The sequence below is a fragment of the Psychrobacter piechaudii genome (genome assembly GCF_900162825.1).
GTDB lineage: Bacteria > Pseudomonadota > Gammaproteobacteria > Pseudomonadales > Moraxellaceae > Psychrobacter > Psychrobacter piechaudii.
In genome coordinates, this window is sequence record NZ_FUGE01000157.1 from 1 (window position 1) to 23194 (window position 23194).

The 23194-nt window shown below is 41.6% G+C and carries 20 protein-coding genes; 9 read left to right on the plus strand and 11 right to left on the minus strand.

Annotated features, from left to right (window positions below):
• Positions 1–250 precede the first annotated feature (250 nt).
• The gene (locus tag A1019T_RS08865; RefSeq protein ID WP_167366855.1) at positions 251–1204 is read left to right on the plus strand and encodes an ISAs1 family transposase; all 954 of its coding nucleotides are present in this window, start codon (positions 251–253) and stop codon (positions 1202–1204) included.
• A 56-nt stretch (positions 1205–1260) separates the two neighbouring features.
• Here A1019T_RS08865 and A1019T_RS08870 read toward each other — a convergent pair whose 3' ends face one another.
• Positions 1261–1635 (minus strand): lipopolysaccharide assembly protein LapA domain-containing protein, encoded by a 375-nt coding sequence (locus A1019T_RS08870; protein WP_077451332.1) that lies wholly within the window; start codon positions 1633–1635, stop codon positions 1261–1263.
• A gap of 390 nt (positions 1636–2025) precedes the next feature.
• Here A1019T_RS08870 and yajC point away from each other — a divergent pair, with 390 nt between their 5' ends.
• From yajC to A1019T_RS08895, 5 genes are all read left to right on the plus strand, one after another.
• Complete coding sequence (yajC, locus tag A1019T_RS08875; protein WP_077451333.1) at positions 2026–2358, plus strand: preprotein translocase subunit YajC; 333 nt, start codon at positions 2026–2028, stop codon at positions 2356–2358.
• A gap of 376 nt (positions 2359–2734) precedes the next feature.
• Positions 2735–4612, plus strand: a complete 1878-nt coding sequence (secD, locus tag A1019T_RS08880; protein ID WP_077451334.1) for a protein translocase subunit SecD — start codon at positions 2735–2737, stop codon at positions 4610–4612.
• A gap of 9 nt (positions 4613–4621) precedes the next feature.
• The gene (gene secF, locus A1019T_RS08885) at positions 4622–5815 is read left to right on the plus strand and encodes a protein translocase subunit SecF (RefSeq protein ID WP_095532595.1); all 1194 of its coding nucleotides are present in this window, start codon (positions 4622–4624) and stop codon (positions 5813–5815) included.
• Positions 5816–5947: 132 nt separating this feature from the next.
• Positions 5948–7348 (plus strand): MATE family efflux transporter, encoded by a 1401-nt coding sequence (locus tag A1019T_RS08890; RefSeq protein ID WP_077451335.1) that lies wholly within the window; start codon positions 5948–5950, stop codon positions 7346–7348.
• Between the two features lie 101 nt (positions 7349–7449).
• The gene (locus tag A1019T_RS08895; protein ID WP_077451336.1) at positions 7450–8928 is read left to right on the plus strand and encodes an anion permease; all 1479 of its coding nucleotides are present in this window, start codon (positions 7450–7452) and stop codon (positions 8926–8928) included.
• A gap of 168 nt (positions 8929–9096) precedes the next feature.
• Here the strand turns inward: A1019T_RS08895 and A1019T_RS08900 are convergent, their stop codons facing one another.
• The 10 genes from A1019T_RS08900 to prmB all read right to left on the minus strand — a co-directional run bounded on the left by A1019T_RS08900 (position 9097) and on the right by prmB (position 19298).
• Positions 9097–9612 (minus strand): RidA family protein, encoded by a 516-nt coding sequence (locus A1019T_RS08900; protein WP_077451337.1) that lies wholly within the window; start codon positions 9610–9612, stop codon positions 9097–9099.
• Positions 9613–9768: 156 nt separating this feature from the next.
• Positions 9769–11307: an amidophosphoribosyltransferase gene (gene purF, locus A1019T_RS08905; RefSeq protein WP_077451338.1), complete on the minus strand. Its 1539-nt coding sequence runs from the start codon at positions 11305–11307 to the stop codon at positions 9769–9771.
• A gap of 121 nt (positions 11308–11428) precedes the next feature.
• Entirely contained in the window at positions 11429–11962 is a 534-nt protein-coding gene (locus A1019T_RS08910) for a CvpA family protein (RefSeq protein ID WP_077451339.1), read from the minus strand.
• A 31-nt stretch (positions 11963–11993) separates the two neighbouring features.
• Positions 11994–13022, minus strand: a complete 1029-nt coding sequence (locus A1019T_RS08915; protein WP_077451340.1) for a quinone-dependent dihydroorotate dehydrogenase — start codon at positions 13020–13022, stop codon at positions 11994–11996.
• 191 nt (positions 13023–13213) lie between these two features.
• Positions 13214–13753, minus strand: coding sequence for a DUF4870 family protein (locus A1019T_RS08920; protein ID WP_244156601.1), 540 nt, complete (start codon positions 13751–13753; stop codon positions 13214–13216).
• Between the two features lie 153 nt (positions 13754–13906).
• Positions 13907–14365 carry a phosphohistidine phosphatase SixA gene (sixA, locus tag A1019T_RS08925; protein ID WP_077451341.1) on the minus strand — a complete coding sequence of 153 codons (459 nt, stop codon included), beginning with the start codon at positions 14363–14365 and terminating at the stop codon, positions 13907–13909.
• A 13-nt stretch (positions 14366–14378) separates the two neighbouring features.
• The gene (locus A1019T_RS08930) at positions 14379–15704 is read right to left on the minus strand and encodes an NAD(P)H-dependent glycerol-3-phosphate dehydrogenase (RefSeq protein WP_077451342.1); all 1326 of its coding nucleotides are present in this window, start codon (positions 15702–15704) and stop codon (positions 14379–14381) included.
• A gap of 108 nt (positions 15705–15812) precedes the next feature.
• Positions 15813–16475 carry a nitroreductase family protein gene (locus tag A1019T_RS08935; RefSeq protein WP_077451343.1) on the minus strand — a complete coding sequence of 221 codons (663 nt, stop codon included), beginning with the start codon at positions 16473–16475 and terminating at the stop codon, positions 15813–15815.
• Positions 16476–16900: 425 nt separating this feature from the next.
• On the minus strand, positions 16901–18004 hold the full coding sequence (gene aroC / locus A1019T_RS08940) for a chorismate synthase (protein WP_077451344.1): 1104 nt from the start codon (positions 18002–18004) through the stop codon (positions 16901–16903).
• Positions 18005–18107: 103 nt separating this feature from the next.
• Positions 18108–19298: a 50S ribosomal protein L3 N(5)-glutamine methyltransferase gene (gene prmB / locus A1019T_RS08945; protein WP_077451345.1), complete on the minus strand. Its 1191-nt coding sequence runs from the start codon at positions 19296–19298 to the stop codon at positions 18108–18110.
• Between the two features lie 463 nt (positions 19299–19761).
• On the opposite strand from prmB, the gene A1019T_RS08950 reads away from it, so the two are divergent.
• The 3 genes from A1019T_RS08950 (at position 19762) to A1019T_RS08960 (ending at position 23084) form a co-directional block, all read left to right on the plus strand.
• On the plus strand, positions 19762–21057 hold the full coding sequence (locus A1019T_RS08950) for a L,D-transpeptidase family protein (protein WP_208608058.1): 1296 nt from the start codon (positions 19762–19764) through the stop codon (positions 21055–21057).
• A gap of 173 nt (positions 21058–21230) precedes the next feature.
• Positions 21231–21872 carry a 2-polyprenyl-3-methyl-6-methoxy-1,4-benzoquinone monooxygenase gene (coq7, locus tag A1019T_RS08955; protein ID WP_077451346.1) on the plus strand — a complete coding sequence of 214 codons (642 nt, stop codon included), beginning with the start codon at positions 21231–21233 and terminating at the stop codon, positions 21870–21872.
• A 303-nt stretch (positions 21873–22175) separates the two neighbouring features.
• On the plus strand, positions 22176–23084 hold the full coding sequence (locus A1019T_RS08960) for a tetratricopeptide repeat protein (protein ID WP_077451347.1): 909 nt from the start codon (positions 22176–22178) through the stop codon (positions 23082–23084).
• The last annotated feature ends 110 nt before the right edge of the window (positions 23085–23194 follow it).

Here is a 23194-nt window from a genome sequence, read left to right on the forward strand (position 1 = left end):
GCAAAGAAGCGTTGTAGCCGTCTGTAATTACTGTTTGTCCTACCTTTGACAAATCCTCTTGCTATTTGTTTGAGGTTGCTACTTTGTACTTGTATTATCACTAGAGTAATTAAGGCTAAACACGTCAATCTTGTTCATGGTTAGGTTTTGCGATAATATATTTACGAGCTGATTAAGGTTTGGCATAGTGTGGTTCGTAAGAAAAATTACTATTATGCCTGATCCTTAGTCAGCTTTTTTGTTTTTTGTCGTGTACAGAGATCGACCGTTTAAAAATGGCATACCCTCACATGACACCATCGCTCGGGTCATGTCAATATTAGATCCTGACACTTTAAACCAATGCTTTATAAGCTGGGTAAACCAAATAAGAGACCATCAAGACTTACAAATAATAGCCATACATGGTAAAACCTTAAAGCATTCCTATCAAAGCAGTACAGACAAACTCAGTGCTCTGCACAGTGTCAGTGCTTATGCAACAGAGCAAGGAATCAGTCTAATACAAAAAAAGTCAGATGCTAAAAAAAATGAAGTCAAAGCCGTACTTGATATCATAGATGAGCTACAAATAAAGAAAACAGTGATTACTGCGGATGCCATGAGCTGTTTAGGCAAAGTTACAGATAAAATCATTAAAAAAGGGGCTGATTATGTGTTACAACTAAAAGCCAACCAAGCCCTATTACTAAGAGAAACGAAGGCCTACTTTCATAAAGTAAGGCGAGATAATCCAGAGTTAATCGAAAAAAACCGGTATACCGAAACAACGTCCGAGCATGGACGCGTTGAAACTAGACAGTGTACGCAGCTGCTTGTGACAGATTGGTTTGACCATACAGATAATTGGAACAAGCTTACTAGTGTGATTGAGATACAGCGTACTCGGTACAATAAAACGACTCACAAACAAACGACTGAGACAGTTTATTACCTCAGTTCCTTAAAGATTGATCCTAAACTGGCCAATAAAACTGTAAGAGAACATTGGAGAATAGAAAATAGTTTGCATTATGTATTAGATGTCACCTTTAAAGAAGATGATTCTAGAATACGATTAAAGAACGCGACTGAGAACATGGCCATACTACGTCGTTTAGCATTAAATTTAATCAAGATTTCTGATAAAAAAGGCAGTGTTAAGTCTATCCTTAAGCAGTGTGCTTGGAATGATGAGGTGCGCGACTTGATTATTATTTTTTAAAAGTATGCGTTTGCCCTGTACTGATTATTAAATAGTTGCTTTTTAGTTGATGCAAACTATCTAATTGTGGTGGTATCGATAGGATCAACATACACCTCTGAATCAGTCTGCACTGTATGATCGACAACAGGAGTGTGTGATAGTTGTTCAATTTCGACTTGAGCCTGGGTCAACTTATCCTGTAAGCGTTTATTTTCTTTATTTAAACGGCTAATTTCCCATTTATTTTGGAATACTTTAAATAGCAATAAAGACAACAGCATGCCAATAAGCACCCCTAAGAACAGGCATAAAATTAATAATAAACCTAGGTTCATAGCTGGCGCTTCAGTGAATAATAAATTCACCGCAATCTCACTGCTGTTGGTTAAAACCAACCCCAGAGAGTAACCAAAAACTAAAAATAATAATATAATAAGTACAAAACGCATAACTACCTCTAAATCATAAAAATCGAATTTAAATAAGTATATCTTTTTATATGTAGACTTATTAAACACACTAATGAATAAGATTATACCGTTATATTAGTCGCCGTCGCTAGCCTTCATTTTGGTTAAATACAATTTTTTAACTGTTAATAGCTTTTATAGGCCTTATTAACTACTGGTATTACAAGTAATAGTTATCAATGGGTCATTTTTTTGATACTATGCGTGTTAATTTATGATAACTATACCCCTATCCATCAATATACGGGTAAATATCCTTTTTAGCGGTTTCCGATTAAGCTGACTCCCTATTTTGGTTGCAACAACTTTATCGCCGCTTTGAGGCGCTATTTATCACGGTTATACAGTAATTTCTAAGGATTTATTAATATGAATTTATTCATCCAAGCGGCTCATGCTGCACCAGAAGCCGCTAGTGGTTCTGCAATGATTATGCAGTGGATTTTTCCACTGGCTATTTTTGCCATCTTTTACTTCTTAGTAATTAGACCTCAGTCTAAACGTGCTAAAGAGCACCGCAATATGGTTGACTCACTAACTGTGGGTAATGAAGTTATCTTCGCGGGTGGTTTGATGGGCAAAATCAAATCTATTGATGGAGATTACGCAGTTGTGGCACTTAATGATAGAAACGATGTCATGATCCAACGTGCTTCTGTAATTTCTGTGTTGCCTAATGGCACCATTGATGGTTTGCAATAAATAGTACTAATATAACTGTTTGCTAATCCAAAAATTGAACCTATCAAGAGTTAAGGCAAACCTTCATCTTTTGAGCGTTCAGTTTTTGGATTATATGTTTTAATTAAATTAATTAGAGTGCGCTACCCCTATAAAGTCTGTGTCAGCAAGAGCGACCTACTTTATAACTCGATAGGGCCGTTTTCAGATATCTAAATCGCGATAATTGTTGTCTTCGCGTAACTGTATTCAACTGTGTTAAGCCTATGTCAGCTATATTAGCTGATTAAATATAGAATAAACCGGCCTAACACCTCGTTTTATATGTTCCTATCTATCGAAGATTGGCTCTGGCGTAGCGTTCTATTGTTACCTTCCCTCAAGTGAAGAAGCTACTATGCATTACCCTGCCTGGAAATATTTCTTAATCGTTACCGTGCTTATTATATCAGGGCTCTATGCTCTGCCTAATCTATATCCAGATGAGCCTGCGGTACAAATCACTAGTGCCTCAGCAGGTACCGAGCTGACTGATGAGGTGCTGAATCAATCAAAACAACTTCTTGATCAAGCAGGTATCGCTTACCACGATCCTACTTTTTCAGAGAACAGTGCCTTATTACGAGTAGAAGATGGCGTGGCGCAGCGCAAGGCCCAAGAAGTCCTACGCCAAAAGCTTGGTAATGACTATGTTGTGGCTTTAAACCTAGCGCAAACCACCCCCGATTGGCTTCGTAGCATCGGTGCTAAGCCTTTAAAACTAGGTTTAGACTTACGTGGTGGTGTGCGCTTTGTTCTTGAAGTGGATATGGACAAGGCTCTTGAACAACGTTTAAAAACAGCCAGCAATGATGTGCGTAGCAGCTTGCGTGGTGAGCGCGTACCTGTAAAAGGTATCAATGTTACCAATCAAGGTCTATTGCTGCATTTTAAAGACACCGAGTTAAGAGACAAAGCGCAGCGTATTATCCAGCGTGATCAAGGTAACCAGTTTGAAATGCAAGCGTCGATGGACGATCAAGGTCCAGCGTTACGTTTACAATATAATGAAGCGACTTTAAAAGAGATTAATGAGTACGCAGTAGGACAAAACTTAACTACCCTACGTAACCGTATTGCAGAGTTAGGTGTTTCTGAAGCATTGGTTCAGTCTCAAGGTAGCAACCGTATTGTGGTTGAATTACCAGGGGTTCAGGATACTGCCGAAGCGAAGCGTGTTCTGGGTCGTACTGCTAACCTTGAATTCCGATTGGTTGCCGATGAAAATGCCGCTTATTCAGGAGGCATACCTCCTGCAGGTACTGAAGCTTTCCCATATATGAGCTTAGATGGTCCGCCCTCACTATTAAATCGTCAACCTATCTTAACTGGTGAGAAAGTCCAAGGGGCAACCTCTGGCCTCGACGAGAATGGATCTCCTGAAGTAAATATTACGCTTGATACTGCCGGTGGTAAGCTGATGCATAATGCTACCAAAAATGCGGTAGGTAAGCAGATGGCAGTACTATTTATTGAGAACAAGCAAAAAATCAGCTATGACAAGGATCCAGAAACTGGGGAAACTATTGAAACTCGTACCCCTTATTCTGAAACTAAGATCATTAGCCAAGCGAACATTCAAGCGGTACTAGGTTCTTCTTTCCGTATTACCGGTCTAGATAGTAATGCAGAAGCTGGTGAATTGGCCCTGTTACTTCGCTCAGGTGCTCTTGCCGCACCTATGTACTTCGTAGAAGAACGCACTATTGGCCCTTCGCTAGGTCAGAAAAATATTGATGACGGTCTGTTTTCTACCAAAGTAGGTTACTTACTGGTCTTCTTATTTATGATTGTTTTCTACCGTCTATTTGGGGTTATTGCCAACATTGCGCTAGCCTTTAACTTAGTTATTATGGTAGCTGTGCTTTCTATCTTAGGAGCGTCATTAACCTTGCCTGGTATTGCTGGTATTGTATTGACTATCGGTATGGCAGTAGATGCTAACGTCCTAATTTTTGAGCGTATTCGAGAAGAGATTGCCGAAGGGGTGAGACCTAAATCAGCTATCGTGGCTGGCTTTGATCGTGCTTTTAGTAGTATCTTTGATGGTAACATCACCACCCTACTGGTCGCTATCATCTTATTCTCTATTGGCTCTGGCCCAATTAAAGGGTTCGCTGTTACCCTTGCCATTGGTATTTTAAGCTCGTTGTTTACAGCCATTATTGTAACCCGTGCTTTGGTCCAATTGGTTTATGGTAATCGTAAATCTGTCGATAAATTGAGCATAGGCTAGGAGAGAATAATGTCTACTAATAATCAGAATAATAATCAAAATCCAAACTCAGGAACGCCGAACAGCTCAACTCCTGCTTATATTGAGGGAGGCCGTCGTCGCAGACGTGGCCCTCGCCGTGATGGTAGAGGCAATAATACTACCTTGTCACCTAGCGATAATATCGAACAGGCCGAAATTGAAAATACTGAGTTAGCCACGTCTGAAGTCTATGAAGATGAAGCCGCTTTAGCAGAAGGGGGCATTAAAGCCTTAGGCTCCAAGCGCATAATTCCATTTATGAAGCTTGAAAAGCCAATGGCAATCTTCTCTATTCTGATGATTATAATCAGTATAGGCGCTTTATTCATAAATGGTCTTAACCTGGGTCTAGATTTCACTGGCGGTGTGTCTGCTGACGTGAAATACGAAAACCCAGTGGAACAGACTGAAGTTATTCAGTCATTAGAAAAAGCGGGCTTTAATGATGCTGTGGTTCAATATTTGGGAGGCACAACAGAACTGTTGGTGCGCTTACCTCCTCAGTCTGACAACGTAGAAGGCTTGAATGAAAGTTTAGGCTCTGCTTTAGATTTACCGAACAACAGTGCTCAAATTAGTAACGTTAACATCATTGGTAGTCAGGTAGGCGGCGAAGTCTACTTAAGCTCAATGATAGCGATCATAACGGCACTGGGTATGATGATGCTCTACGTGGCCGTGCGCTTCCAATTTAAGCTAGCAGTGGGTGCGTTATTGGCTTTGGTGCATGATGCCATTGTAACCTTAGGCTTTTTTGCCTTATTCCAGTTCCCGTTTGATTTGACCGTTTTAGCGGCTATTCTAGCTCTGATTGGTTATTCATTGAACGATACGATTGTGGTCTTTGACCGTATCCGTGAGAACTTTAGAAGGGTTCGTGATGCCTCAGCCAGACAAATCGTTGACCTATCACTAACCGAGACATTACGCCGTACCATCATGACCATCTCTACTGTGTTGGTTGTGGTTCTAGCGATGTTATTCTTAGGCGGTGATGGCTTATTTTGGTTCTCAGTGGCCTTCTTCATTGGTCTAATTGCAGGTACTTACTCTTCAACATACATTTCAAGTTCTATTCCTTTAGCAATGGGCTTATCACGTGATGACTTTGTGGTGAAAATTAAGCCTGAGTTCCAAGAAGAAGAGGTAACCTTTAACGATCCAAAATCTTTTGAAGATTAGGTTTTTACTTAGCCGATAATTGTTTTGGATAAACCAAATCTTTCTATCTACTAATCATTTATGTAACAATAAAAAGCACCTTAGGGTGCTTTTTATTGTTTTGGTCTTTTAATTTAATAAAGTATTGAGTCTATGAGTCATATTAAGCCTGCCCCGATGGATTTAAGCTACCGCCATATTATTGCGATTGCTGCGCCTGTACTGATAGCCAACCTAGCCATGCCCCTACAAGGGGCGATAGATGTGGGTGTCGTTGGACATTTTCCCAAGTCTGCCCATTTGGCAGGGCTAGGTATTGCCTCCCAACTTTGGCTGCTGATACTGGTTAGCTTCAATTTTTTGCAATACGCCTCTTCAGGCCTAGCAGCTCAAGCTTTAGGAAGACAAGCCACAGGGGTATCCGATGCCACAGAGCTATCAGATATTTTATCTCGTTCATTGGGGCTAGCTGTAATATTGGCCATGTTACTTTGGCTGTTTAAGCCCTTTATCTTAAAGTTAGGCCTACAGCTTTTAGGAGCACAACCCGAAAGCAGTCAAGCCGCTTATACATATCTGAGCGTGCGATATTATGGCATCATATTTGAATTGATGAACTACGCCTTTATTGGCTGGTTTGCTGGACAAGGCAAAACCAATCAGATGATGATGGTGCAGCTTCTGATTTCGATTATTAATATTATCCTGACCTTAACCTTCGTTTATGTGTTTGATTTGGGATTAAAGGGGGTGGCATTAGGGACAGTGATTGGCTACGCTGTTGGCTGTATTACTGCCATTGTTTTAGCGAAAAAAGTTTTGCATACTGACTCAGCTAAATATGGTGTTAAGACTCAGACCTCAAGTTTTAGCAAACAAAGACTTGCTGAGATATTCGCTTTGGATAAAATGCTGAGCTTATTTTCTCTTAACAAAGACATTTTTATTAGAACTATTTTATTAACCCTAAGCTTTGCTTGGATCACTCGCCTTTCAGCTCAGCAAGGTGATTTGGAGATGGCTACCAATGCGGTATTGCTTCAGGTTCTTAGTATTTCAGCCTTTGCCTTAGATGGCGTAGCCGTTGCCGCTGAAAGCTTATCGGGTCAAGCCGCTGCTAGACAATCACGGCAACAATTTATCACTGCGGTAAAACGTACGGGTATTATCACTTTCGTACTGGCCCTAAGTTTAACTGTTATTTGGGCGTTTATCCTACCTAGCTTTTTAAGTGTCATGACGGACTTAGCAGCAGTAACTGAGCTGGCTCTAGAGTATCGCTATATCGCTACCCTACTTCCTTTGGTAGGTGCAGGTGCCTATTGGCTCGATGGAATCATGTTTGGTCTTACTGCGGGAGCCAAAATTCGTCAGGTGGCGATTATTGTCTCTGTCATATTTTTCCCATTGACATACATAGTGTATGAGTTATATGGTCACGAGTATGCCATGCCCGTTGTGTGGTTTGCAGTATATTGGTTGCTACTGTCCCGCTTTGCTATTGCTGGGGTTATTTTATGGCGTAATCAACAAAGCCTTATTTATAATAAATAATAAACGCTTAACCTATTTATGCTGCCAAGCTTTATTGAACGAGTCTCACTAAACAAACTCTCAAAATATCTATCTCATCATTCAACTAAAAAGGCTTAATCATGTCGGAATTTTCAGAAAAACTTCCCTTCAAGCCCTTGCCCACAATACTGGCAATAGCCATTGGCTTTATCATTTGGTTCGTTATTCCCACTCCAGAGGGTGTGACTGATAACGCTTGGCACTTATTGGCCTTGTTCGTGGCGACCATTGTCGCAATCATTGGTAAAGCCCTGCCTATCGGGGCATTAGCGATTATAGCCATCAGCTTGGTGGCATTAACTGGGGTTACGGCAGACACCCCAAAACAAGCCATGCAAGATGCCTTATCGAGCTTCTCAAGTCCTTTGATTTGGTTAATCGGTATTGCAGTTATGATCTCGCGTGGCCTGATTAAAACAGGTCTTGGTTCAAGAATTGCGTATTACTTTATCTCTATCGTTGGTAAGAAGACCATCGGTATTGCCTACTCTCTAACGGCGGCAGAGTTACTGATTGCCCCTATTACTCCGTCTAACACGGCCCGGGGTGGCGGGATTATCCACCCCATCATGCGATCTATTGCCGAAAGCTTCCACTCAACCCCAAAAGAAGGCACGCAAAATAAAATCGGTCGCTATTTGGCTATGGTTAACTTCCATGCTAACCCCATTACCTCAGGTATGTTTATTACCGCTACCGCCCCTAACCCCTTGGTCGTAGACTTGGTTAATAAAGCAACGGGCAGTGAAATACAGCTTTCTTGGACCACTTGGGCATTGGCTATGTTCGTCCCAGGTATGCTGTGTATCTTAGTTATGCCTTTAATTATTTATATGATTTATCCCCCAGAGATTAAAGAGACACCTGATGCGAGAAAGTATGCCACTGAAAACTTAGCAAAATTAGGAGCTGTCACTCGACATGAAAAAATCATGTTAGCAGTATTCACCTTGATGTTATTACTTTGGGCCAATATTCCCGCTCTAATCTTTGGTGAACAGTTCACGATTGATGCTACTGCTACCGCATTTTTAGGGTTATCAGTATTGCTAATTGCGGGGGTATTAACTTGGGAGGATGTGCTTAAAGAGAAATCGGCTTGGGATACCATTGTCTGGTTCGGTGCCTTGGTGATGATGGCAGACTTTTTGAATAAATTAGGATTAATTGGTTGGTTCTCCTCTAGCATCGAGTCAGCTATCGCCTTGACCGGGTTTAATTGGATGGGGGCCGTAGTGATATTGACCCTAGTTTATTTATACATGCACTACTTTTTTGCCAGTACCACGGCACACGTTACAGCGATGTTCGCTGCCTTCTATGCCGTTGGTCTTACCTTAGGTGCACCGCCTATGTTGTATGCGTTAATATTGGCTGCCGCTGGTAACATAATGATGACTTTGACCCACTATGCTACGGGTACCGCTCCAGTTATCTTTAACTCAGGCTATACCACCTTGCGTGAATGGTGGACTATCGGCTTTATCATGAGTGTGGCCAACCTAGTGATTTGGATTGGCTCAGGACTGATCTGGTGGAAGGTGTTAGGTTATTATTAACTCCTTAAGTAAAACCCTTCACCTTTCAAAGAAATCGTATTCATAGCGTATTAAAAACAATAGTGTTTGAATACTAGATTCAATAAAAGCCGATAATCTTTAAGATTATCGGCTTTTTGGTTGGTTTAAGAACGTACTGGTTTAGGAGTTAACAGATTAAGTACTGGCTTATTTAACTGCCATACATTCAATCTCAACCTTCGCACCTAACGCTAAATCCGCCACAGCGAAAGCAGAACGTACAGGATATGGTTTGGCCAATTTGGCTTGATAGCCTTTGTTGAACTCAGCAAAATCTTTCATATCAGTCAGCATGACCATGCATTTAACCAAGTCTGAGGATTGGTAGCCATAGCTCATTAATGTTTTATTGATATTATCTAAAGCCTGCTCTGTCTCTTTTCTGACCCCACCTTCGACAACTTTACCATCCTTCATGCCCAGCTCGCCAGAGAGGTATAACGTATTGCCCGCTCTTACCGCTTTTGAAAAAGGTAGTTCTCCGTCTGTGCCATAAAAAATAGGCGTGGTTTTAGAGTGAGTGGCCATTGCAGAAGTAGAAGCTTGCTTTGATTGCTCAGCTTGTTGTGGCTTCTGATCTGTACCCTGTTCTGCTTGAGCTACTGAAGCGCCCATTAAGCCCATACTTAAAATAAGTGAACCAGCAATTATTGGTAATTTCATAATTTTTCCTTTTTATGTCTATTTACAGTTAAAATCCTCAAAAAAAAGCAGGTTATAAGCCATAAATGCTTATAACCTGCTTTTATACTATCAAGAATAACCACTAGACCGACCTAAAAAATGTATAAGATACTTTAAGCCGCCCCAAATAGACTTTTAGTTTTCTTGTACTCCGGTCATATCAACTGGAGTATCTGGAGTATTATTAATCACTTCTATACCATTGGCTTTGGCTTTGTCATTACGTTGCTCTTGCAAGCAGTTTAAGTATTCTTCGGTAATGTTACCAGTGATGTACTTACCATCAAACACAGCACAATCAAAGCCTTCTACTTTACTATGCTTGGTGTCCTGTACCGCTTCGATCAAGTCATCTAAGTCTTGGAATATCAGACGATCGGCACCGATAATTTGACGCACCTCTTCTACCGTATGACCAGAGGCAATCAGTTCAGAACGCACAGGCATGTCGATACCATAGACATTAGGATACTTAACCGGCGGCGCAGCACTGGCAAAAAACACCTTGTTAGCACCCGCATCACGAGCCATTTGAATAATTTCATGACAAGTGGTACCGCGTACGATTGAGTCATCTACCAACAACACGTTTTTGTTCTTAAATTCCAATGGAACAGCATTCAGCTTTTGGCGAACTGATTTTTTGCGTTGCTGTTGACCGGGCATAATAAACGTACGGCCAATATAACGGTTTTTCATAAAGCCTTCACGGTACTTAACATTCAAGTTAAGCGCCAGCTCCATCGCTGAAGTACGTGAGGTATCTGGGATAGGAATAACCACATCAATATCATGATCTTCACCCCATTCTTTACGAATCTTCTGGGCCAGCTTTTCACCCATACGCAAACGGGCTTTATAAACTGAAATATTATCTATAATTGAGTCAGGACGGGCGAAATACACGTATTCAAACATACAAGGGGTGTATTCCTTTGGCTCAATACATTGATAGGTATGCAGCTTATGATTTAAGTCGATGAAGATTGCCTCACCTGGCTTAACATCACGCACCACTTTAAAGCCAGAACCGGTTAAGGCTACAGACTCGGAAGCTACCATATATTCAGTTTGGCCATCAGCAGAAACGCGCTCACCATACACTAAAGGACGAATACCATTAGGATCTCTAAAAGCAATCAAGCCTTGGCCGGTAATTAAGGCGACAACTGCGTAAGCCCCTTCAAGACGCTTATACATTGAGCTGATAGCGGTAAAGATATCATCAGGAGTTGGCTGAGTTTTGCCTAATGCCTGAATTTCATGCGCCAATACGTTTAGTAAAACCTCTGAATCTGAGTTGGTATTTAGGTGACGTAGGTCATCTTGATAAAGCTCTTTTGCTAATGTTTCAGCGTTGGTTAAATTACCATTATGGGCTAGTGTGATACCATAAGGAGAGTTTACATAAAACGGTTGCGCCTCTGCACTACTTGACGTTCCAGCGGTCGGGTATCTCACATGCCCTACACCAAATTCACCAATTAGTCGCATCATATGACGTGTCATAAACACATCACGAACCATACCATTGTCTTTACGCAAATAGAAGCGTCCATCTTTCATGGTCACGATACCAGCGGCATCTTGACCACGGTGTTGAAGCACAGTTAATGCGTCATACAACACTTGGTTGACTGGTTCATGTGCTGCAACACCTACAACTCCACACATACTCTATCCTTTTAAAATAGTCTTTACTGGTTAAAAGTTTCATTTAGTAGTGGCTAAATTACACTTAATCACTGATTCCTCAGCTATTTACTTACTAACCTGTTGACCGTGAACTCAATGTTTATTGAGCGATAGCCTCTTGGTCGGTCTGTTGCGAGCTAGGCACGTCAATTTGTTGCCATGCCTCCCCTAATACTTTTGTTGCAAATTCCTTAGCGAACGGGGCATAAGGAAGTAATTCTGGAGCTAAGACAGAGGATTGCCATAAAGCAGTATTGATAATAACCGGCGCAGACACACTTAACATCACCAAAACTACCAGTACGTTTTTTGCCGCTCCCAATACGCCACCAGCCAACTGATCAACGAAGCCTAACTTAAGCCCTTTTACGATACCAGATACCAGTAACGTCAATATTTGAATAACAATTAATACCACCAATACAATAGCTAAGAAGCCCGCTCCCATCTGTAGTACAGGGGAGCTAACAAAGTTAGCCATATAAGGGGCTACGTCATCTGCCATTCGGGTAGCTGCCAAAAGGGCAATAAACCACCCTGCTAAAGCGATTGAGCTGCGGATAAATCCTGAGTTAAATCCTCGCCACAATCCGGCTAGCACTATTACAGCAATGACAATATCTAAAAACCCCATGCAATAACCCTAGCTTTTATTTTTTACAAAGTTAATAAATATCGCGATAACTGGTGATCGCTTCCACACACTGCTGAACCAGCTTGGGGCCTTTATAAATCATGCCACTATAAAGCTGAACCATACTGGCGCCTGCCTGTAGCTTTTGTACTGCCTTTTCGCCACTATCAATACCACCGACGCCTATAATGGGTAATTTATCTTCTAAACGCTCATGAAACTGCTTAATAATTTGAGTGCTTAGATGGCCTACAGGTCGACCTGATAACCCACCAGCTTCATTGCCATGCGGTAAGTCTTCTACGCCAGTTTTGCTTAAAGTTGTGTTGGTAGCGATAAGTCCATCAATCTCAAACTCAATCAGCTGCTTTGAGATGTAATCTACTTGTTCTTCTGTTAAATCCGGAGCCACTTTTAATACTATTGGCACATAAAAGCCATAGTCTGTGGCCAACTGAGTGTGACGATTTTTGATACTGTCTAACAATTCAGTTAAGGCATCCCCGCTTTGTAAATCCCGTAAATTCTTAGTATTAGGAGAGGAGATATTTACGGTAATATAAGAAGCATGGGGGTAAACACGATCCAGGCAATATATGTAGTCATCAGCGGCATTTTCAACGGGAGTTAGCGCGTTTTTTCCGATATTAATCCCAATATTACCTTGGTACTTACAGTTTCTGACATTTTTGATTAGATTGTCTACGCCAAGGTTATTAAAGCCCATACGATTAATGATGGCATCTGCTTCTTTAAGTCTAAACAATCTAGGCTTCTCATTACCTTGCTGCGGTCGCGGCGTCACAGTACCTACTTCAATAAAGCCAAAGCCAAGCTCGGCTAGCGCATCAATATAACGGCCGTTTTTGTCTAAACCTGCTGCCAAACCTACTGGATTTGAAAACTGCAAGCCCATACACTCAGTCGGCAAAGACTGCTGAGAGTAAATAAAACCTAAGGTATGTGTCTTATGCGCTTTTTCTAACAGCTGTAGAGTTAAATCGTGAGCTTGCTCAGGGTCTAAATTAAATAAGAAAGGACGTAATAAGGCGTAGGACATAACGCTAGATAACCTGTTATGAAGTAAGTAAATTGAGAGAATTGTTATTAGCCGCACTCTTAAATAATGAAGTTTTTTTCATTCAAGATTGAGTTGTGCTCTACTCAGAAGCTGTTGATTATACCAGTATAATCGTAGCAAATCATCGATTAGTATCAACTAAAAAACCACTGTAGCAAGCCCCTAATTTATCAAGGTACTGGTCTTTTGTCGGTTAGAGCTATCCAGCCTTTGACAATACGATAAATATGCCAAATAAAAGCAAACAGAAAAATAAGTCCGCCCAGTGCTGCCAACCCTGTTGATCCTAATGCCACATTGGAGCTATCGGCAAATACGCCAAGACCTAAACCACCCAAACCAATCACAGCCATTACAATGCCAATCGCCCCAAAGATGATACTGTACCAGAAGGTCTTAATCTGCCAATCAAAGTGAGTAGATAGCCAAGTATAATCAGCTTGCCCACGGCGTGCATAGTTCATAATGATAGGGACTATCCATAGCAAGCCTGCTGTAAAGTAGCTTAATACGTACAGTAAATAAGTAATATGATTATAACGAATCAAAGACTCTTCTTTAGATTTACTGATAACGGACGAAGAAGGATTCAACTGAGTCTTTATTAGCTGGGAGTGCTGCTGATAGGCACTATCTTGACCAGAAACAGGTATCTTTAAATCTGGCTGTTGCAGCTTTGTAGTTTGGCGTGTATCGCGATTATTGTCCATAATCCTCCCCTTTTATTAATAATAAACTGACTGTCTAACTGTTCAGCATTACCTTACTCAGCAAATTAGCTCACCCAGTAAATTAATTCAGCAAATTAATTCAACAAATAAGCTTGGTAAATCAATTGCCCAGTGAATGACTTTGCTTAACCGTTAAACGTGCTGCCTAGGCACATAACGCTCAACTTCATTACCCATATCTGCTACAATAAGTTCCGCCTCAAATACGCGGGCTTCCGCCAGTTGATAGGGATCCGGCGTCTCTGCAGTCAGGAGCGCGGCCATTTTTGCCACAATCGGCATATGACACACCACGACCACGCATTCCCCTTCCACATCCATTAAGCCGTGCAAAGCCTGCATAGCATCATCATCTGGAGTAATGTCTGAATGCACCTTCACAGGCACATCAGGTTTAAGAGCGATTAACGCCTGAAGGGTTTGCTGCGCTCTAACATAAGGACTAACCACAAAAACATCAGGATTATAGTTCTCTACAATATACTGCGCTGTCTCAGCGGCCTGTTGCTGCCCTAACTCAGTTAGATTGCGCTGTGAATCTGGCTGAGTTTGATATTCAGCCTCACCATGACGCATTAAAATAACTTTCATAATTTTATTCGTCCTATTTATCTGGCATGCCTGCGGTTATTTTTGCGTTTAATGCTTCATTACTATATTCATGGGGCATAACGAACTCAACATCACTTCTAAAGCCAGATTCCATTAGATGTAAGGCCACACCTAGCGCGGCTTGATCATCATATATAACCGCATGTAATGCATGAGTAATGGGCATATAAATACCCAGTTTCATCGCTTTTTCATGCACTTGCTGAATGGTATTGACCCCCTCAGCGGTTTGACCGAGTTTTTTAATGGCTGCCTCCAAGCTCATGCCTTTACCCAGCATATTACCAATGCGGTAGTTACGGCTTAGCTCTGAGCTACAGGTTGCGTATAAGTCACCCACACCCGATAAGCCTAAGAAGGTTAAAGGATTGGCTCCAGAGGCGACACCAAAGCGGCTCATCTCAGCCAGTGCACGGGTCAACAGCATAGCTTTGGTGTTTTCACCCACGTTATAAGACGCTGCCATACCCATAGCGATAGCGTAAATATTCTTTAACGCACCGCCAAGCTCAACGCCTTTAATATCATCGGAGGCAAATATTCTAAAAAAGACACTGTGCAGAGCAGATTGGACCGCATGACGCAGGAATTCTGAGTCACTGGCAATGACTGAAGCAGACGGCATATTCTGCATGATCTCAACCGCTAAATTAGGACCAGACATTACCCCGAAGTTCACTTCTGGCAACTCTTGTTCGATGATATCACTCATCAAACTAAACGTATCTTTTTCCATGCCTTTGGTTAAAGACACAATAGACTGCCCTGTTAAATAAGGGCGAATATTTCTTAGAGTCTCTCTAAATGCAGAGCTGGGTACTGCTACAAAAATAATGTCTTTATCTTGCACAGCAGCTTTTAAATCATGCTCATACTTCAAGCGCTCATCTAAGGTATAACCTGGTAAGTACTTTTTATTCACTCGGCTTCTTTGCAAAGACTTAACCGTGCGTTTATTACGAACCCATAAGGTTGAGTCACAACCATTACGCGCTGCTAAGTTTGACATAGCTGTACCGAAGCTACCACCCCCTAAAAAAGCCAAACGTAGCTGATGTGGCGGGGTAACCCCTTCCGGATTACTCATATTACTACGCGCCTTTTTTTCAATCTCTTCAGTATTAAGGGCTGATTGATCCCGCTTAGCCTTAACGCCCACTTTAGTAGCTTTGTCAAAAAGGCTGGCTAGAATACCTGAGTTAAATAAAGGCTTCTCTTCCTCCGACTCTACGTCATCGGTAGCATCTTTATTGGTTATAGCCTCAGCTTGATCCATGTTTTTATCTTCAATTTCACTATTTTTTTTGTCAGCTGACATAAGCTTGCTCTCTATAGTTCTAACAGATTTAAGTTTCTTTAAATGTATTTATTATAAGGGGTTGATGATGCGATTCAATCGTTCATTTACTTATTCTGAATCATATATTTACTCTGAGTCATGAGCAATGAAGTTTGCAGTGTCGATATTACCTCGGCTTGGCATTTGGCAATGGCTACTTCCCACATACACAAAAGCGGTGACGTAGTCCTCTGATCCCACATTGAAATAACTTTTAACCGCCGGCTCGTTGGCTAAAGGTCCTGTACGCCAAACTGTATCAAATCCTTGTGCCTTTAAGGCCAATATCAGATTTTGCACTGCGGCTCCTGTACTCAATAACTGCTCAAAAGCCGGCACCTTTTCATGATATTGCATACGGGTGACTACCGTAATTATCATAGGGGCTCTTAGAGGCATCTTTAATGTTTTCTCAGCGGTACGTTCATCCAGCTCTGCTCCTTCACGCAGTGCTTTTGCTTCTGCTGCTGCTAATAGTGCTCGACCAAAAGCGTGTCTTCTTGGGCCTTCGGTAATAATAAAGCGCCACGGTTGTAGCTTTTTATGATCAGGGGCCGTCATTGCACACTCGATTGCGGCTTCAAGTTGATTTGGTTTAGGAGCTGGTATGGTTAAATTGCCAATACTACGACGTGATTTTATCCAATTTATAACCTGCTCGTCTGTTACTTGAGTTGACTGAGCATTGGCTTCCATATTATTAATATTGTTATTGATCACTAAATCATTATCAAAATTTTGGTCAGTCATGAAAACCTCTATTTATAATTATTCCTTTATCTAGGGTAAGCCTTAATAAACTAGATAAAAATAAACTGGGTAAATTGCAGTTTATTATCGGCTTGTTTTACCCCGTCCCTCGTTTATATATTGTGCTATCAACATTAAACTGCTTACTAAATATGATCTTACTAAATGTCTTCTTACTATAGATATTGGTGCTGATTTTATTTTTCACAGCACTTTTTACCAAACTGCTACTTATCTAACAAGTTTAAAAAAGCAAAGGTAATATAAAGAGCGAAAAACTGACAGGATATGAAATTAAAGCAATAGACTGGGTCTGTGTTTATTCCAACTCAAAGGTATGCAGGCAGTCTGCACTACAAGCGATAGTCCACCGCTACTTACGCAGCAGTGGACTCTCAACAAGCAGACCTTTTAAAGCAGTGATTTTAAGTAATAGCAGACACTGGCGGGGTAACATCCGCATTCTGTCCCCGATGACGGAGATAATGATCAAGCAATACGATGGCCAGCATGGCTTCAGCAATAGGGGTAGCTCTAACACCGACACAAGGATCGTGACGACCTTTAGTCAGCATCTCGATAGCATTCCCCTCTACATCGATGCTCTTACCTGGAGTGGTGATACTAGAAGTGGGCTTAAGGGCGATGCTCACCTTAATGTCTTGGCCTGAAGAGATACCCCCCAAAATACCACCTGAGTGGTTGGCAGTGAAGCCTTCTGGTGTTAACTCATCACGAGAGGTATGCCCAAATTGCTCAGCCACACTCATACCATCACCAATCTCAACCCCTTTTACCGCGTTGATACTCATCATGGCATGAGCAATGTCAGCATCTAAACGATCAAAGACGGGCTCTCCCAAACCAACAGGAACACCGGAGGCAATAACCTCAAGCTTTGCTCCACAGCTGGTGCCCTCTCTTCTTAAACGCTCAATTAAAGCCTCAAATCTTGGAATCGCTTCGGCATCGGCACAGAAAAAAGGATTGCTATTTACAAACTGCCAATCGATATTGGCCGGGTCTTGTACCTTTGCAGCTTCATTACCCATCTGTACCACATGACCGTGAATCGTAATCCCAAGTCGCTGTTGCAAGTACTTTTTAGCGATTGCGCCAGCCGCAACTCTCATGGCTGTTTCTCGGGCTGAAGAACGACCTCCGCCTCGATAGTCGCGAAAGCCATACTTCATGCTATAAGTATAGTCGGCGTGACCTGGGCGAAAGGTATCCTTGATATCGCTGTAGTCTTTTGACTTTTGATTGGTATTACGTATCAATAAGCCGATCGAAGTGCCTGTGGTTTTGCCTTCAAACACTCCAGAAATAATCTCCACTTCATCAGGCTCACGGCGCTGGGTAGCAAATTTAGAAGTGCCCGGCTTACGACGGTCTAAGTCAACTTGTAAGTCAGCGCTACTTAGTGCCATACCTGGGGGAATACCATCGACTATCGCCAATAACCCCTCGCCATGTGACTCGCCACATGTCGTTACCCTAAACACCTGTCCAATACTATTCCCTGCCATAACTTATGCTCATTTTTTCTAATTAAATTTACCCATCCACTTTATCAAGCTGTGTCACTTTCACAAGTCCTATTTATGGATGGGCAGTGCGTTACCTTAACTGTTACGAATCTAGCTGTGCCACTTGGGCCGCAAATAAATGACGATGACTTAGTAACTCATCACGATCGATAGCAAAAACACCACTACCCCCGCGGGCAAAGCTCAACCAGTTAAATTGAATTTCAGGATAAGCTTGACGTAATGCCCAATCACTATCCCCTACTTCACATACTAGCAGGCCTTCTGGTGACAAATAGTCTGCAGCTTCATTTAAAATCTTGTGAACTAAATCTAAGCCATCTTGACCTGCAGCCAGTGCATGTTCTGGCTCATGGATAAACTCAGGAGGAAGCTCTGCCATCGCTGCCGCATCAACATACGGAGGATTGGTGACAATTAATTCATACTGATTTTCCGCAGGAATCTTTTCAAATAAATCAGACTCTATAAGATTTAGTTGATGCTCCATACCGTGATGTTCTACGTTGACCGCTGCCACCTCTAGTGCTGAATTATCAATATCTGCCGCATCCACTAGAGCATCTCTAAATCTGCTGGCAAGGGCTACCGCAATACAGGCTGAACCCGTGCAAAGATCCAAAATACGCTCTGGTTGATAAAGCTGTTTGTTCTCTAGCCCATGTAAATAAAAAGAAGGGAGATCTGGCGTTGAGTCTGCTCCTAAAGGCTGAGCAATCTCGTTGGTCTCAAAATAAGGATAGAACTGCTGACGAATTAATTCAGCGATAGGTGATCTTGGAATAAGCACTCGCTCATCCACATAAAAAGGCAGATCACAAAAGTAAGCCAAATTAACCAGATAGCTTAATGGTTGACGATACACAATACGCGACTGCAACAAGGTCAACACCTCAGCTTTCTCTGAAGCGGTAAGACGGCAGTCAAGGATTTGCTCATCAGCAGACCAATCAAGCGATAAGGTGTGCAATACAATAGCGGCCGCTTCTGCGAAAACATCATTGGTGCCTTGTGCTACCACCACATCATAAGTACGCAGCTGAGTTACACAAAAGCGGATAAAGTCACGAATGGTATAAAGGGACTCGGTAGCCTCATGACTGGCAGCCAAAAGCTCATCAAACTCGCCATTTAACGAGTTATCGAACGCACCTTGAGACAAGTCTGCTTCTTCAGACCCTTGGATTTGAGCAAGCAAGGCTTGAGCATCCAGTGACGATAAAGAGGCATTTGAGTCGGTTGTGTTGTCTAGATTTGAGTGGTCTGTTGACATAGTTAATCTGCTATTCCCATTACTGAGTTAATTTCTAAAGTAAAACTTCTGGTGACTCATTCTATCTGATAATCATAAAATCTGATATTAATAAAAAGCTCGAATCCGCTTTACAGGTTGCTCCATTATAACCAACATTGTTTAAGAGAGACTATTATTGTAAGGAACTATATTTTACAAAGTAGAAATTCTGAAAAGCACGGTGTTTTACAAAGTACTGTAACTGTCATTCGACACTTTACTCTTTGCCCCTCTATTTATCAAAATGTCCTTTTTTAATCAATATATTGCCTTTCAATAAGGGTGATAGCCTCTTCCCCACTCTAGAAGCATCTCCTTCCTAAATTTAGAGGGGCTTTAGATAGCACAATTGTTACGGTTACTTTCAATTTTGTGGTAAACATTTGCCACTAGCTGCTTTTCATCGCATAATAGCAGCACCTTTTCTATTGTGAATAACTGTATGACTATGAACGCTAAACTTACCCTTACCAAAATGCCTACTAAATTCGCTCCTAAGCTACTTGCCACTGCTGTTGCAGCTACCTTATTTGCTTTTAGCGGCTCCGCAATTGCTGAGACAACTCCCAAGGCTAAGCCAGTAGATAGCCTTCAGAAGTTAATCAATGACACTGAAAACCAGAAACAAAGTGCTGCCACCGAAAAAGCAAAGCAGGCAGATGACAACGCCGAATTGGCCAGTGACGATGCTGACGATTTTGCTATTCAGGCTCAGGTCAACAATGAAATTGCCGAACAAAACAAAGATGATGTCGAATCGGGCCAGGCCGTAGCAATTGCCACCCCAAATCTAGACGATGGCTCTATCAAGAGTATCGAAAATAAAGACGGTAAAATTTATAAAACCACCAACCTTTCAAACTATGCTCGTGCGGTAAACAGTGCGGTTTGGACTCCAAACATGCGCAGAAACACAGCAATGACTGTGAAAATGCAAGCCCTACTAGATTGGAACCATGCTTCACCAGGTCCTATCGATGGTGGCTGGGGTATGAACAGTACCAAAGCTTTGGCTAACTTCCAAACCATGAAAGGCTTACCTAGCACTGGTAAAATGAACGCAGCGACTTGGAGTGCTTTGACCAAGAATATCGACCCAAATCAGCCGGTATTGGTTGAATACACTTTAACCAAAGACGATGTCACCACCAATTTTGCGCAGACTCCTTCTGGTTCAGAAGCCAAATCTAAGATGAAAGGTTTGTATTATCAAAACATTAAAGAGATGTTAGGCGAGCGCTTCCACATGGATGTTCGCTATCTTGAAAAGCTAAACAAAGGTAAGAGCTTTACCGAAGGTGAAACCATCACGGTTATTAACGTAGGCACCCCATTAAAAGCTAAAATTAATCGTGTGGTAGCTGACAAGGCAACCAAAACTTTATATGCCTATAACGGAGATAAATTGGTAGCCACTTATCCAACGACTGTGGGTAGTACAGCAACTCCATCACCGACGGGTACCTTCAAGATTGTTAATAAAGTGAAAATGCCTTGGTATAAATCTACTGTGAAAAGTGGCGATAAAAAAGAAGTGTTCATGCTTCCTCCAGGACCTAATAACCCTGTAGGTGTGGTGTGGATGGGCTTATCTAAACCTTCTTATGGTATCCATGGCTCGCCAGTTCCAGAAGGTATTAGCCGTCAAGCTTCTGCAGGCTGTGTACGTTTGACCAACTGGGACGTACTTGAAGTCTATGCAAATATTGAAAATGGAGCTTCAGTTGAGCTTAAATAAGCTGAGTTGAACATTCTATAATTATCGCACGCTTAGCCAGTATCTGTATTAATCAGTGTTGTTAACTAGGTTTAAGTTAGTAACTAGGATTGTATTAATAACTGGCTAAACAGTGATAATAGTAAATAAATATTGACGACATTAAATCAATAACAAGTAGATAAGGGCTCGTTATGTCAAAAAATTTGAGTATTATTGATCGTGCTATTGTTGGCTTTGATAGCAGTTTGCGCTCCATAATCCCCCATTCAAATCAGACTGCGCGCCCCCTACCTGTCAGCTCTGATGAAATGCCTGAGCTTTCTATCAATGAGTCTCGCCATGTGGCGGGGCTTATGCGTATTAATCACACCGGTGAAGTCTGCGCTCAAGGCCTATATCATGGTCAAGCCTTTACCGCAAAAGACAGTCAAGTTAAACAAGCCATGCAACATTCTGCTGATGAAGAAATTGATCACTTGGTATGGTGTGAGACTCGTCTGGATGAATTGGGCAGCCACCCTAGCGTATTTACCCCAGTTTGGTATGGGCTGTCATTTGGACTAGGTGCTATTGCTGGTCTTATTTCTGATGAATTTAGCTTGGGTTTTGTGGCTGAGACAGAAGCTCAAGTTAGTGAGCATTTACAAGAGCACATAAGCTTATTGCCAGAACAAGATATTCGCAGTAAAGAGATTTTGGCCCAAATGAATATCGAAGAACTTGAGCATCGTGAGGCTGCCCTTAATCATGGTGGTAAAGCACTTTCAGCCCCTGTTAGAGTGTCCATGCGCTGGATGGCCAATCGCATGAAGGGCTTGGCTTATCATTTGTAGATTTCGAGTTGGAAGGGTTGTTATTTAACGATTTATTAAACTAAATAAAATAACCTTCTTACTAGTAAATGATAATCAAAGTTTACAACTGACCCCTTTAATGCCTTCTATAAAGTTGCTATCTTATAGCACTTATTATACTGAATAATTCTAGCTGGCGAGTTCAATTGTGGAGTCGATATTTATCAGAGTGTTGAGCCAATGATTATCAAATAGTCGGATAAATTGAACTGCTGTTCTAGTTGTCTAATTTTGGATATATAACCCGCATCATTAATTAATATTGATTATAAGGACCTAATAATGAATAAATCGGTATCTGCTAAACTTATTTCAAGCGCTTTTTTAATAAGCTTGGTCGCTACAGGCTGTGAGTCTCTACCCACCTCTGGTACTAGCACAGCTCCTGGCAGCGCAGTGGTAGTAGATGATACTACTGATACAGCTGCTGCCATCGAGGCAGACACCACAGGTGGTAAAGTTTTCAAGGTTAAGTATGATGCCAATGAATTAAGAAATGATCCTTTAATTAATTCGGTAGACATCACAGCGACCCAGTTACCTGGTATTCCTACCCCAACGGTTTCGGTATCAGATGTTAACTACATTGCCACAGTAGTAATCCCTAAAACTCGTATCAACCCGAATGATCAGTTGGATGTGAGCTTATTAGATGATTTTATTGACGAAATCAGCCCCAATGCTCGTCACTATCCACCAAACTTCAATAGTAAATCTGATCTTTACTATGCCAAAGAGAAGTTAAAAGAGTTAGAGCAGTGGCTACGTCCTTTTGCTGAAGATGAAAATGCTTCATACGAAGTTTTACTAAGAGCTGCTAAATTAAACGGCATGGGTCGTAACTTAGACTTAGGCTCTGACTTTGCAGTGCGTGGTAGTACTTTTATCGCTAAAGCAATCGATAGACAGCCTGAAAGTGCTGAGGCAAACTTTATCTATGGCATGATGCTGTCTGAAGGCGGTGGCTTTAAAGAGGGTAAAAAATACTTAATGAAAGCGGCTTCTCAAAGCTATAAAGAAGCTGAGCAAAGTTTAGCACAAGCAGACTTGCTTAATGACAACCGCCCTGCAGCGCTATCTCGCTTGAAAGCTTTACAGCAAAAACATCCTAATGATGCCACTATTGCTAAGCAAATTGAAATTGTAGAAGCAGGTAAATACTATATTTGGGACTTACCTGTGGCCAAATAAGGTTAATAAAAAGCCAATGAAAAGATAGCAAGATGTTCTTTTTATAGGGACTAGCCGATTTGATTTTGCTTAAAGATAAAGCCACTTAATTGTGGCTTTATTGTTTTGGT

Coding starts and splice junctions, on each gene's coding strand:
- A1019T_RS08870 (WP_077451332.1), bottom strand. CDS start 1,635: ATGCGTTTTGTACTTATTATATTATTATTTTTAGTTTTTGGTTACTCT.
- yajC (WP_077451333.1), top strand. CDS start 2,026: ATGAATTTATTCATCCAAGCGGCTCATGCTGCACCAGAAGCCGCTAGT.
- secD (WP_077451334.1), top strand. CDS start 2,735: ATGCATTACCCTGCCTGGAAATATTTCTTAATCGTTACCGTGCTTATT.
- secF (WP_095532595.1), top strand. CDS start 4,622: ATGTCTACTAATAATCAGAATAATAATCAAAATCCAAACTCAGGAACG.
- A1019T_RS08890 (WP_077451335.1), top strand. CDS start 5,948: ATGAGTCATATTAAGCCTGCCCCGATGGATTTAAGCTACCGCCATATT.
- A1019T_RS08895 (WP_077451336.1), top strand. CDS start 7,450: ATGTCGGAATTTTCAGAAAAACTTCCCTTCAAGCCCTTGCCCACAATA.
- A1019T_RS08900 (WP_077451337.1), bottom strand. CDS start 9,612: ATGAAATTACCAATAATTGCTGGTTCACTTATTTTAAGTATGGGCTTA.
- purF (WP_077451338.1), bottom strand. CDS start 11,307: ATGTGTGGAGTTGTAGGTGTTGCAGCACATGAACCAGTCAACCAAGTG.
- A1019T_RS08910 (WP_077451339.1), bottom strand. CDS start 11,962: ATGGGGTTTTTAGATATTGTCATTGCTGTAATAGTGCTAGCCGGATTG.
- A1019T_RS08915 (WP_077451340.1), bottom strand. CDS start 13,022: ATGTCCTACGCCTTATTACGTCCTTTCTTATTTAATTTAGACCCTGAG.
- A1019T_RS08920 (WP_244156601.1), bottom strand. CDS start 13,753: ATGGACAATAATCGCGATACACGCCAAACTACAAAGCTGCAACAGCCA.
- sixA (WP_077451341.1), bottom strand. CDS start 14,365: ATGAAAGTTATTTTAATGCGTCATGGTGAGGCTGAATATCAAACTCAG.
- A1019T_RS08930 (WP_077451342.1), bottom strand. CDS start 15,704: ATGTCAGCTGACAAAAAAAATAGTGAAATTGAAGATAAAAACATGGAT.
- A1019T_RS08935 (WP_077451343.1), bottom strand. CDS start 16,475: ATGACTGACCAAAATTTTGATAATGATTTAGTGATCAATAACAATATT.
- aroC (WP_077451344.1), bottom strand. CDS start 18,004: ATGGCAGGGAATAGTATTGGACAGGTGTTTAGGGTAACGACATGTGGC.
- prmB (WP_077451345.1), bottom strand. CDS start 19,298: ATGTCAACAGACCACTCAAATCTAGACAACACAACCGACTCAAATGCC.
- A1019T_RS08950 (WP_208608058.1), top strand. CDS start 19,762: ATGACTATGAACGCTAAACTTACCCTTACCAAAATGCCTACTAAATTC.
- coq7 (WP_077451346.1), top strand. CDS start 21,231: ATGTCAAAAAATTTGAGTATTATTGATCGTGCTATTGTTGGCTTTGAT.
- A1019T_RS08960 (WP_077451347.1), top strand. CDS start 22,176: ATGAATAAATCGGTATCTGCTAAACTTATTTCAAGCGCTTTTTTAATA.